General features: G+C 42.4%; 10 protein-coding genes. 7 read left to right on the forward strand and 3 right to left on the reverse strand.

Features of this window, described 5'->3' with window-relative positions; translation table 11 throughout:
* Positions 1–39: 39 nt before the first annotated feature.
* Positions 40–2,046 (reverse strand): glycoside hydrolase, encoded by a 2,007-nt coding sequence (locus BLR82_RS13395; RefSeq protein ID WP_074599960.1) that lies wholly within the window; start codon positions 2,044–2,046, stop codon positions 40–42.
* Positions 2,047–2,262: 216 nt separating this feature from the next.
* On the opposite strand from BLR82_RS13395, the gene BLR82_RS13400 reads away from it, so the two are divergent.
* The 6 genes from BLR82_RS13400 to BLR82_RS13425 all read left to right on the forward strand — a co-directional run bounded on the left by BLR82_RS13400 (position 2,263) and on the right by BLR82_RS13425 (position 9,553).
* Positions 2,263–2,931 carry a GntR family transcriptional regulator gene (locus BLR82_RS13400; RefSeq protein ID WP_074599961.1) on the forward strand — a complete coding sequence of 223 codons (669 nt, stop codon included), beginning with the start codon at positions 2,263–2,265 and terminating at the stop codon, positions 2,929–2,931.
* A gap of 44 nt (positions 2,932–2,975) precedes the next feature.
* Positions 2,976–5,030, forward strand: coding sequence for an alpha-glucuronidase family glycosyl hydrolase (locus BLR82_RS13405; RefSeq protein ID WP_074600092.1), 2,055 nt, complete (start codon positions 2,976–2,978; stop codon positions 5,028–5,030).
* Between the two features lie 394 nt (positions 5,031–5,424).
* Entirely contained in the window at positions 5,425–6,594 is a 1,170-nt protein-coding gene (locus BLR82_RS13410) for an ABC transporter substrate-binding protein (RefSeq protein WP_074599962.1), read from the forward strand.
* Between the two features lie 59 nt (positions 6,595–6,653).
* Positions 6,654–7,763: an ABC transporter ATP-binding protein gene (locus BLR82_RS13415; RefSeq protein WP_245693809.1), complete on the forward strand. Its 1,110-nt coding sequence runs from the start codon at positions 6,654–6,656 to the stop codon at positions 7,761–7,763.
* Between the two features lie 5 nt (positions 7,764–7,768).
* On the forward strand, positions 7,769–8,632 hold the full coding sequence (locus BLR82_RS13420; protein WP_074599963.1) for an ABC transporter permease: 864 nt from the start codon (positions 7,769–7,771) through the stop codon (positions 8,630–8,632).
* Between the two features lie 18 nt (positions 8,633–8,650).
* Complete coding sequence (locus tag BLR82_RS13425) at positions 8,651–9,553, forward strand: ABC transporter permease (RefSeq protein ID WP_074599964.1); 903 nt, start codon at positions 8,651–8,653, stop codon at positions 9,551–9,553.
* A gap of 307 nt (positions 9,554–9,860) precedes the next feature.
* Here the strand turns inward: BLR82_RS13425 and BLR82_RS13430 are convergent, their stop codons facing one another.
* Complete coding sequence (locus tag BLR82_RS13430; RefSeq protein WP_074599965.1) at positions 9,861–10,016, reverse strand: DUF1540 domain-containing protein; 156 nt, start codon at positions 10,014–10,016, stop codon at positions 9,861–9,863.
* A 328-nt stretch (positions 10,017–10,344) separates the two neighbouring features.
* Positions 10,345–11,154 (reverse strand): C40 family peptidase, encoded by an 810-nt coding sequence (locus BLR82_RS13435; RefSeq protein ID WP_074599966.1) that lies wholly within the window; start codon positions 11,152–11,154, stop codon positions 10,345–10,347.
* Between the two features lie 361 nt (positions 11,155–11,515).
* Between BLR82_RS13435 and BLR82_RS13440 the strand changes: the two genes are divergently transcribed.
* Complete coding sequence (locus BLR82_RS13440; protein WP_074599967.1) at positions 11,516–12,133, forward strand: YesL family protein; 618 nt, start codon at positions 11,516–11,518, stop codon at positions 12,131–12,133.
* Positions 12,134–12,149: the final 16 nt, after the last annotated feature.

Here is a 12,149-nt window from a genome sequence, read left to right on the forward strand (position 1 = left end):
ATAAAAAACTGCCCCCTTAAAAAGTGGGGGCAGCCGTACCTATTCGATCACTTCATCACTAAACTGAAATTCCTTTACATTAAACATCTTCTTGTTACTATGGTTATCGTTAGTGAATACAAGATATAAATCGTGGAAACCATTTGCGCCGTCAGTAGAATTAGTGTCAATCATGGTAGAAACGGTCTTCCAGTCATTCGGGTTTCCGTTTCTAGGCACCTCCATCGTTCCGACTACTTTGCCATTTTCCGGATCGTCCAGCCGAACCTCAATGGTACCTCCTGCAATCGGAGCGACAGTAGCGTTCATACTGAGGATTCCCCGCTTATCTGCCTGTCCACTGGCTGACCCATCGGCAAAATTAACATTCGTATATTTGATATAGGAGCCATCTCTGACATTGGTGATTACTTTGTCACCAGCTTTACTCTCCATGGTTTGCAGTCCCGAGGATTGGCCATCATTCTCTGCCGCCACATAAGAGGAAAATACATCCTTCATATCCGGAAGGGCAGGAAGCTCAAACTGTTTAGGAATAAAGGTTGTGACACTGGATTCTCTCAGCTCCATTGAAAATTTGTTGTCGTTTGTTTCGACCGCATCTAGTTTTTCAAGATTCTCACTGGCAGAAGTGCGATAAGGTATTACGGCTTCTGCATCTCCCGGGAATCCTTCCAGGTCGAAAGTAATCTCTTGATTTTGGTCGCTGTTGTTTACTGCTACGATGGTGAAATTATCAGTCTGAGGATCTTTGTAGGCGGTAACCATGATATCTTCTGCTGGATGTTTATCGGCCTCAATCATTTGGTAGCCGGGCTGGATAAATCGGCTATAATTTCCGAAGGTGTAAAACCGTTTGAAAATCCGGAATTGGCCATTTTCCGTCGGTGCGATTCCCCGGTCGCTGCCATCGTTCACTAGACGGATTAAATCCGAACCATCTGCTCCGTTATTTGCTGCCGGCCACCACCAGAAATAGGCATTCGCTCCGGTTTCCTCAAACATATTGCCAATTAAATTGGCGTATCTAAGTCCGTCCGTAATCGTATTATGTTCAAAAGTTTGTTTGTTGCTTCCCTGGTTCATGTATTCGGTTTGCCAGATGGTTTTCCCCAATTCCTGTGTCTGGTGGAAAGCTTCCGGATCTGGTTCTGTTCCCCCGTTTTCCAATCCAGTATAAGCGTGGGCGGCAACTACATCGACGTACTCGTTGGTAATCGGGTCGTTCAAGGCCGGAAGAGCGAATTCTTCATTGAACCCCACTGATTCCCCCAAAACAATGTCGGCCGGAATGTCTCTCTCTTCAAACGTGGGACCCATAAAATCCCTGACAAATGTGTTTAGTTCTTGAGGTGTCCACAAACTGCTGGAGTAGCCACCGGAGAAATCGGGTTCATTTGCTGGAGAAATGTGAGTGATATCCAGATCAAAGTGTTCCTTATATCCTTCCACGTATGCTGCTAAGTAGTCTGCATACTCCTGATACATATCCTCTCTCAGCTTGTTTGGGGCTGTGCCGTTATCGATTACACTGCTGTTTTGCTTCATCCAGGCGGGAGCACTCCAAGCCGTGCTTAAGAATGTATCCACGCCCCTTTTTTTAGCTTCGTTCATGATCCAAATCTGATACTGGTCAAATTCTTCTTTATCCCAGTCGGGATTCTCCCACACATATTCTTCAGGTGAAGGCAAAATGGTGTCGGTTGGGCCGTCGTAGTGTTCATTTCCCCAATCACTAATGCCGCCGTCTCCAATCATGCTTCGCACAATGCTAAGGCCGATGCCATTTTCCTGACTGAACAGTAGATCAAGGATTTTAGTCCTTACCGGCTCCTCCAACCGCATAATCGAGCCGCCCTTGTGAAAGGCAAATGATCCGCCAAAACCGTCCATCTCTTGAAGTTCATTGTCCCATTTAATAACGGTTACCGGGGATTCGGTTGAAGTTTTCATTTTGGCAAGAGAGGTGCTTTGCCAACCGAAGGACCCAAAAACTAGTGCAAAAATCAGCAGTAAACTTAAAACCATTCCATTTCTCTTCTTCATTTTTTTCTCCTTCCATCAGTTGATTTATATACAATCACAACCCCTTTTGCAAGCGTTGTCATTTAGAGGGATAACGTTAGAAAACTATTTAGACAAGCAAAAAAGGGATTGAAATTGCCAGATAAACATTCTATACTGTTTTTATAACTACCATACTAGTACAATTAGAGTATCAAATGATGGTTGTTACGTAAAGGGGTGAGGGAAATTTCATCAGTGATCACTCGGGAAAACCTTTCAACAAGAAGTTTTGTTTATGAAACTTTAAAGAAAAGAATCATTGAATTAGAGCTGGAGCCAGGCCATAAAATCTCCGAGCAAGAGATTGCTGCAGACTTGGAAGTAAGCCGCACACCAGTCAGGGAGGCTTTTTTAAAGTTATCACAGGAAAACCTGCTGGGGATTTTTCCCCAAATCGGAAGTATTGTTTCAAAAATTGATTTAAATCTTGTAGAAGAAGGCAGATTTGTGAGGGAGAATATTGAAAGAGCCATCGTCCGGGAGGCATGTCGAAAATTCGGGGAAGAGCAGCTTTTCCATTTGGAATCGAACTTAGCCATGCAGGAATTATGTTTAGAAAAAGGATCGTATTCCAGATTATTGGAATTGGATGACCAATATCACCTGCTGCTGTTCGAAGGGTGTAATAAATTGCGGACATGGACGATGATCAGACAAATGAACAGCCATTTCGACAGACTGCGTGTCTTGAGGCTGGCTTCAGACCTGGACTGGGATGTACTCGTCTCACAGCATCGCGATATCTATAATTATATTCAGCAAAAGGAAGCCGACATGGCTGAGAAGTTAATTCTTGAACATCTCAATTTGGTGAATTACGAAAAAGAAGAGTTAAAGCTTGCTTATTCCAATTATTTTAGTTGAACATGCAGAGTCATTCTCTAGAAAGGGTGAAGAGTGTGAAAGATATGTTAGATACCGATAGCTATCAAGCTTGGCTCCAATATAGGCCGATAGGAGCGAAAAAAGAAGAATACAAAAAATGGCTGGCAGCTATTGAGGTAAAAGAAGAGTCGAAGATTTTGGAATCTGCGGCAGATGAATTAAAGAAGGGAATCCAGTCCATGTTAGGGGTAACCCTCGACCCTGACACATACGGTGAAGGACGCATTGTCTTAGGTACATACGAGCAAGTGGACCTGAAGCAATATGGGATTTCTCCTGATACTTTTCGAGACATCTCAGATGAAGGCTATCTGTTGAAGTCCGTGTTTGAAAAAGAAGAACGGGCTATCCTGTTAATCGGGAAAACTGACAGAGGAGCCCTATATGCAGCATTTCATTTGTTAAGACTTCTGCAAAAAGAGGTTCCTATTGACCCAATCGCAGTGGTCGAGTCACCAAGAAATCAATTCAGGATGATCAATCAATGGGATAACATGGATGGCTCAATCGAGCGAGGATACTCCGGTCAATCTATTTTTTATGCAGATAATGATTTTAAAGAAGATTTTACAAGAGTGAAAGATTATGCCAGATTGTTAGCTTCTGTGGGCATTAACGCTATTTCAATCAACAATGTAAATGTATGGGACGTAGAAACGAAGCTGATCAGCAAAACATTTTTGCCAAAAGTGAAAGCGGTGTCATCCATTTTTTCTGCTTACGGAATCATCCCTTTTCTAAGCATCAATTATGCCAGTCCGATGGAATTGGGCGGTTTGGGCACGGCCGATCCGCTTAGTGCAGAGGTGGAAAAATGGTGGAAAGATAAAGTAGCGGAAATCTATGAATATATTCCGGACTTTGGCGGGTTTATTGTCAAAGCAGATTCGGAAGGGCGGCCTGGTCCTTTCACTTATAACCGGGGACACGTAGAGGGGGCAAATGTTCTGGCCAAGGCTTTAAAACCGTTTGACGGAAAAGTGATTTGGCGCTGCTTTGTTTACAATCATCTACAGGACTGGCGGGACAGAAGTACAGATAGAGCAAGAGCTGCGTATGATCATTTTAAGCCGTTGGATGGAAAATTCCTGGATAATGTTATCTTGCAAATAAAAAATGGTCCGATGGATTTTCAGGTGCGCGAACCTGTTTCCCCTTTGTTGGGAGCCATGACACAAACCAACCAAATGCTGGAGTTTCAGATTGCACAGGAATATACCGGTCAGCAAATCGACGTTTGCTACTTGATTCCTCAGTGGAAAGAGGTACTGGATTTTGAAACGTACACAAAAGGAGAAGGTTCGAAGATTAAGTCGATTGTAGACGGATCGCTTCATGACTATAAATATAGCGGTATCGCTGCAGTCTCAAATATCGGAAATGACGCGAACTGGACCGGACATACCCTTGCTCAAGCGAACCTTTATGGGTATGGTCGATTAATTTGGAATCCTGAGTTGACAACAGAACAAATAACTAAGGAATGGATTCATCTGACCTTCGGGCATGATCGAGAAGTGGTCGACACAGTCGAGTACATTTTGCTTCATTCATGGAAAGTTTATGAAAAGTACACAGCACCATTGGGAATTGGCTGGATGGTCAATCCAAACCATCATTATGGTCCCAATGTCGATGGCTATGAGTATTCGAAGTGGGGGACTTATCACTTTGCCGATCGTGACGGAATCGGTGTGGACCGGACGGTGGAAACAGGGACAGGGTATTGCTCGCAATATGAAGAGCCGAATGCAAAAGTATATGATTCGTTAGAGCTCTGTCCGGATGAACTGTTATTATTTTTCCATCATGTGCCTTACACCCATCAATTGAAATCAGGGAAGACGGTCATCCAGCATATTTATGACACCCACTTTGAAGGGGTGGAAGAGGTAGAAGCGTTTATCGACAAGTGGAACGGAATAGAGGGAAAAGTGGATAAAGCCATATTTGAAAATGTTAAACAGCGATTAAAAATGCAGCGGGACAATGCCATGGAATGGCGCGATCAAGTGAACACTTATTTTTACAGAAAGTCGGGAATTTTGGATCAACAAAACCGGACCATTCATCCATGAAGCTATGGGGCTCTGTTTTTAGTGATAAGGGTAGAGGCCCTTTACACGAAGCAAAATAGCTATAAAGCACCAAAAGCTAAAAATAATTGTAAGAATATTGCCATTAGTAAAGCTAGCAGGTACAATGTAGTTACTAACATACTAGTATGACTAAAATGTCGTTACGAAGAAGTTGCTGTTTTTTAGTTAGACTGACATATTAGTATGACTACAAACGAATAGAAACAATTCTTGACACCGTAGAAAACTAACCTTTAATTTTCGACATTTATGCAATCGCTTACAGAAAGAATGGTCATGAGGGAGGTGATTTTCGGCAATATTCACTGAGAATCAATCCAGCAGAGTCTATGGTGCTTCGATATATTTTTAAAACTTTGGGGAGGGAAATGAATTGAAAAAACAAAAACTGTTTTTAATAACGACGATGTTTGTAATTGGGTTGTTGCTCTCGGCATGCGGTGGCGGTGCAGAGGGAAGCAGTGGTTCTGGAGGAAAGACGACACTAACAGTCTATTCAGTTGCCGGCGGTGATGAATATTATAACGACATCGTGATTCCGATGTTCGAAGAGGAGTATGGCGACAAATACAACGTTGAATATGGGCGGGGTACCCCGCAAGAGGTAATTAACAAGATAAAAACGCAAGGGGATAACGGAACGATTGATGTGGTCATCACTGGTTTAGATGGATTGCCATTGGGTATCAAGGATGGTTTATGGGAGCAGCTGCTGCCGGATTACAGTGAAGAGGTACATGCCGATCAATGGAACGAAATTGGAAGCGCTTATAAAGAAAAGTTCGATGGTTATGGCGCACCTGTTACGACAGGATCAGGTGGACCGATTCTTGCTTACAACAAAGACAAAGTAGACAACCCGCCAACCAGTTATGTCGAACTGAAGGATTGGATTTCCGAAAACCCAGGTAAATTCACTTATCCAGCTGTGCCTTCCAGCGGACCTGCACGAGGCTTTTTCTTTGGCTTGGCTCAATCGCTGGGAGAAGACTTTAATGATCCTGAGTCCCTCGATAAAACGTGGAAGTACTTAGAGGATATAGGCGAAACGATTGATAATTACCCAACCAAAACGTCAGACAGCTTTGATATGCTTTATGAGGGAGGAGTGGACATCATCCCGCATACGCCATTCTGGTTCGCCAACCTGAAGGCTACCGGAACGGTTCCCCCTAATATTGACACAGTTGCGTTGGAAGACACGAAGCAAATTATTGACTCTCATTTCTATGTAATGCTGAAGGATTTACCGGAAGAACGGAAACAAGCTGCTCTGGATTTCCTGGAGTTTGCCACGTCGAAAGAGATCCAGTCCCAAGGTTATGCGGTGGGCTTTTTACCAGCTAACGGCGAAGCTTCTCCCGAATATTTAGAGGAAGAGCACGTAGCCACTTATGAAAAATATTTGGAAGGTGTAATGCCAGAATTTAAAGATGGAGACACCATTTATGTTCCTGAAGACAACTGGGTGTTATTCCCGGATTTAGAACCAACGAACAAAAGCTATAGTTTGTGGGAAGAGAAAATTCAAGCTTCGAAATAAATCGATCAGAACACACCCCGCCTTTTATTAAGGCGGGGAAATAAAGGAGTGAAGATATCTTGGCACAGGCCTTAAAAAGCAAGAGTTTTGTTTCGGAATCTACAAAAGTCGAAATCAACGATTTAACGAAGATGTTCGGTTCTACTACTGCTGTTCAAAATGCCAGTCTTACCATCGAAAGCGGCGAATTCATGACCCTGCTTGGCCCGAGTGGCTGTGGAAAAACAACGATTTTATCCATGATTTTGGGAATCCTGCAGCCCACTTCAGGTGACATCATTTTTAACGGTCAACCGATTAATCAAATCGACATGAGCCGTAGGGACATCGGCATGGTTTTCCAAAATTATGCGTTGTTTCCTCATATGACTGTCGCCCAAAATATTGCATTCGGGTTGGACATGAGAAAAATAAACAAAGCGGAGAAGAAGAAACGGGTTAATGAAGCAATCGACATGGTGCAGCTAACCGATTTAGGAAACCGGTTCATTAAGGATTTGAGTGGCGGGCAACAGCAGCGAGTTGCTTTGGCACGTGCCATAGTGATCAGACCTCGTGTATTGTTGCTCGACGAGCCGTTAAGTAACCTGGATGCGAAATTACGCAAAGAAATGCGTACGCAATTGAAAAAATTACACAATGAGCTGGGAATAACCACGATATACGTGACACATGATCAAGAAGAAGCATTGTCGCTTTCTACTAAAGTGACAGTCATGTCCAATGGCGTTATTCAACAAATCGGAACACCAAAAGAGATATTTGGAAGGCCGAGAAATTATTTTGTGGCGAATTTTATCGGATACGGAAATTTTCTGGAGGGAACGCTTGTCGATGTACAAGACGAGCATTTTATATTCGAAACGGATAAGGACTTGGTTCGCCTGGCAGTTAAACAGGATGAAAAGCACCAGGTTGGGGATGAGGTCATCTTGACGATCAAGCCGGAGATGGTTGAAATCATTACAGATGCCAAAATCGGAATGAATTCACTGCAAGGAAACATAACAGTCAGTGACTATATTGGCAGTGCGACAGGATATGAGGTAGAAACAGCTGGCGGCAGAACGTTCAAAATCAATGTACTAGGTTTGAATCCATATGCTTTGGGCGAAGAAGTGAAGCTTTACCTTGACCCGGAGAAACTATTAATCATCGATAAGGAGTGAAGGACATGAATCAAGAGGTGTTTACCAGGAAAAGAGATTATCTCCTGCTTCTTCCGTCATTGCTTCCTCTATTATTGTTATTTGTTTATCCTTTGCTAAAAGGGTTCGTCATGACCTTTCAGGAACCCGGCTCGACAGCAGTGACCTTGAGTAATTATATCGAGTTCTTCACAAACGCAAAGTATTATGACACGATTTGGCGTACTTTATACTTAGTGGTTCCTGCAGCAATTTTGGAATTGTTCCTTGCTTTTGGCATCACTTATTTTATCAGAGGGAAAATGAAAGGCGGTGGATTGATCGCCGGGTTGACGATATTTCCATTGACCCTTGGCTCGATCATCATTGACATGGCTGTCATCGCCTTTTTTAAACCGACAGGGTGGTTCAATACGACGATGATCAACATAGGAATTCTGGATGAACCGTTTACCTTGGTTTATAACTATTGGGGAGCTTTTATTGCACTGATTATTCTGGGGGTAGCATTTATTGCCTCCAATCTTGTGGGAATGATGGATTCCATTGATCCTAACTTGGAAAAAGCGGCAAGAACGCTTGGGGCCAGTCATTGGGTGACGTTTAAACGGGTATTCTGGCCATTGATCCGCTCGAACGTATTAACGGTTTTCGCCCTGAATCTGATTATGCAAATCGGGGTTTATTCCACTGCAGTCATTGTCGGTAATCCTGCTTCAGAAACCAGGACGTTTGTGGTTGTGGCATTTGAAGAAGCGATGCGAAACTTTAATTACAATATGGCAAACACAGTAGCTATTGTCATGGGAGTTACGCAGTTATTGGTGTTGGCCATCGTATTTGCAATAAGAAAACGCGGGTTTGTCGGTTCGGCTAGTACATTTAAGTAAGGAAAGAGGTGATGAAACATGAGAGCGGAAAAACCGATCATCGAGGAAGAAACAGAAACCCCTGTCGTGAAAGGGAAGCATCAAAAACCATTAAGAAACAGTAAGAAAGGAAAATTGCTGCAAGGTGGCTATAAGACATCTTCTTGGGTGTTGATTCTTTTATTTTTGACGATTGTGTTGGGGATGACTTTAGCAGTTATCTTAAGTGCTTTCGGAGAAGAATGGTATGGCACTATTTTTCCTGAAGGGTATACCGTTGAGTGGTTCGTCAATGCCTGGCAGGCATACGAAGTTGGGGAATATTTTAAAATCACCATGGAAATCGTGCTTACAGCTACTGTTATTTCTCTGGTGTTAAGTTTACCGACAGTATATATTTTAGCCAGAAGGGATTTTCCATTCAAACAGGCGCTTCTCGGTTTCTTCCAAATGCCATTTACGTTGCCGGACCTTCTTTATGCCATACCGGTAGCTTCCATTTTCTATTCTATCGGTTTAGCGGAAACAATGACCGGATTGATCGTTGTTAACTTGATTGTAGGGATACCCTTTTCGGTATTCATCCTGCTGCCTTATGTGGAATCGCTTGATCCGAGGCTGGAATATGCAGCACAATCACTGGGGGCATCCAAATTCAAACTGTTTCAACGGGTGATCATTCCGCAAATTGTCCCCGGGATTACGGCATCGGCTATCAACATTTTCATCCGGATGTTTAATACGTTTACGATTATATTATTGATCTCAGGACCGAAGACACAGACGCTTAATGTCATGGTCTTCAGTGTGCTGCAAGGATCTGGATCACAGCCGCCGGCCATGCTTAATTCTTTGGCCTTGACGCTGATGATTCCACTGCTATTCTTTTCCTTTCTTAGTTTGTGGGTTTCTTCTTTTACGCAGAAGCGGTTGGGAAAATAACAGCAATCTCTTGAACACAAGTACTGGATGATTTGGTAATCTTTAATGAAGAATCAGGAAAATGTATCAAGTCAGAGTCTCCCGTCTTACTTTTGGTTAGACGGGTTTATTTATGGGATATGGATCGCCATTAAAAGTGGATTGTTTTAAGACTTGTAAGAAAACAATGTCGAGCGCAAGATGATCAAGACCCGGGGAAAAAATCAAGTTCCAATCAAAAAAGATCAATTCACCCGATCAGAGTTTTCCCCCGCCGGAAGACTAAAACCAGGGCCTGTCCCTCGACAGGCCCCTTGCAAGAAGATGCTTAGTGCTTTGGCTCGAATGTTTGGCAGTCTGTTTCTTCTTGGTCCGACGCTTCCTTGCCAGTATGACTGACAACGTAGATCGCATCTGCTGCACACTTGTTGCCGTGCGCCCAATACTTACAGTTTTTCACTTCGCATAACACATCTTGAGCCATCCCTTACACCTCCTGTACGTTTATCATGCCAATATTAATCCATTACCATGCATTTTCGATTGAATTAGAAGGGACAGTCCCCCAATACTCTAACACGACGTAGCACTACCAAGTTGGGGGACTGTCCCTTCAACTAATAAAAAATTTTAAAAAAGTGGTTTAACTGTTCGGAAAGCGGGTATATAACAAGTAATTCCAACTCTATCCCTAGAGATCTGTCCCTGTAGTACAACTGAGTTTGCAGCAGCCCGCAATTGGGTTTAAATAAAAAAACAGACCGGGAATGTGACTCCCGATCTGTTCGTATTCTTCAAAACTTTATAACGGCCTATAAGCTGCCGTAGCCTGCAAAGTGACCTTTCCAGTAGGAGTTGCTTAGGCTTGTAAGCTGTACACCGCTTGAACTTGCGTGTACGAATTGGTTATTTCCTGCATAAATACCCATGTGTGAAATACCAGATTTATAGGTATTTTTGAAGAAAACTAAGTCTCCTGGTTGTGGGCTGCTGATCTTGGTTGATTGATTGTAGTAACCCGCTGCATTGGTACGGGAAAGGTTTTGACCAGCTTTATTGAATACATAATAGATAAATCCGCTGCAGTCAAATCCGCTTGGACTCGTTCCACCCCATGCATATGGAGTTCCGACGTGTCTTTTCGCTTCGTCGACGATAGCAGAACCGCTGCTTACGGTAGACGACTTGACTTGGGTGTTCGGCGAAGAACTGGAAGTTCCGTTAATCTTCAAAGTTTGTCCCACAAAAATCAGGTCCGAAGAAAGATTGTTCCATTTCTTCAGGCTGCTGACAGAAACACCGTATCGGACGCCGATATGGGATAACGTGTCTCCAGCTTTCACTTTATATGTAGTAGATGAACTAGAACTAGCTGTATTGTTGGAAGATGTAGTAGTAGATTTATTAGAGTCCGTTTCAACTACCTGACCAGGATAAATGATATGGCCGGAAATACTGTTGATTGATTGCAAGTTAGAAACGGATGTGCCATATTTCTGTGAAATTCCCCAAAGGGTATCCCCAGATTTTACTGTGTACGAGGCGGCTTCGACGTTTGTTGTAAAAGCAGATGCGATAGCGACAGTTGCTGCGAAAGACATTAGTGTCTTTTTAGTCTTCATTCCTTCACTCCTCAGATGTTTTATGACTTTTCCAATATAGCATGAATTTGCCAGATTAATAGCTTTGTAATAGTTTTGTAATGCAACTTACAAAACCTTGTCATAGTAGGTCGAACTATATTCCTATGGGATGAAAATGCAAGGTTTTTATGGCGGTATGCGTATTTAATTTCAAAAAGAATAGTAGACAATTCAAAGTAACACTTCCTTTAACCCCGAAAAATTAAACAAGGCCTCTTAACTGTAAAAATTTTAGGTCACATGAAATTATTTGATAAACAGCTGGCTGACTTCCCCGCCAGTTGTTTTTTTAAGCTAAAATAATAACGTAAACGATTTCATATAGAGGAAGGGGTTCCTTATGAAGGATCGATTCGGCACTTTTTTAGTGGAAACAAGTGATTGGATCATGCGACTCGTTAAAACAAATTTCACATGGTGGATTCATATATTAATGGGTGGCATCGTATTTGGTTTTTTTCCGGCAACCTTGGCTTTGTTTGCCACAGTACGGCGATGGACCAGAGGTGACTTTGATTTTCCGGTTTGGTCTTCCTTTCACCATTGTTACCGGAAGCATTTTTGGAAAGTGAATGGATTGGGAATGATATACCTGCTCGTAGGAATTTTTATTTTCATAGATATTTTGTTGGCAAATAAGGTACCTGGAGTGTTAGCGGTTATCGTATATTTCTTTTTATCCTTTTTATTTCTTATTTATTTGCTGTCGTTTACTTATTTCTTTTCTGTGTATGTTCACTTTCAGCTCCCTTTTAAAGAGTACTTGAAACAACCATTCATCATCATGCTGATCAGCTTCAAACAAAATGTATTGATTCTGATAGGGATTACGTTGATTGGTTACTTTATTTATCAAATGCCGGGACTGATTCCATTCTTATCCGGAGTTCTTCCTGCATATTGGATCATGAATATATTAATGAAACAATTTAATAAACTAGCAGTCGCCGACTCATAGTGCAAGAAAGGAAGTA

This window comes from Sediminibacillus halophilus, from assembly GCF_900103695.1.
Lineage (GTDB): Bacteria > Bacillota > Bacilli > Bacillales > Amphibacillaceae > Sediminibacillus > Sediminibacillus halophilus.

Bases quoted from the DNA above. Each gene is read 5' to 3' on its own strand.
- BLR82_RS13395 (WP_074599960.1), bottom strand. From the start codon at position 2,046: ATGAAGAAGAGAAATGGAATGGTTTTAAGTTTACTGCTGATTTTTGCA.
- BLR82_RS13405 (WP_074600092.1), top strand. From the start codon at position 2,976: ATGTTAGATACCGATAGCTATCAAGCTTGGCTCCAATATAGGCCGATA.
- BLR82_RS13420 (WP_074599963.1), top strand. From the start codon at position 7,769: ATGAATCAAGAGGTGTTTACCAGGAAAAGAGATTATCTCCTGCTTCTT.
- BLR82_RS13425 (WP_074599964.1), top strand. From the start codon at position 8,651: ATGAGAGCGGAAAAACCGATCATCGAGGAAGAAACAGAAACCCCTGTC.
- BLR82_RS13430 (WP_074599965.1), bottom strand. From the start codon at position 10,016: ATGGCTCAAGATGTGTTATGCGAAGTGAAAAACTGTAAGTATTGGGCG.
- BLR82_RS13435 (WP_074599966.1), bottom strand. From the start codon at position 11,154: ATGAAGACTAAAAAGACACTAATGTCTTTCGCAGCAACTGTCGCTATC.
- BLR82_RS13440 (WP_074599967.1), top strand. From the start codon at position 11,516: ATGAAGGATCGATTCGGCACTTTTTTAGTGGAAACAAGTGATTGGATC.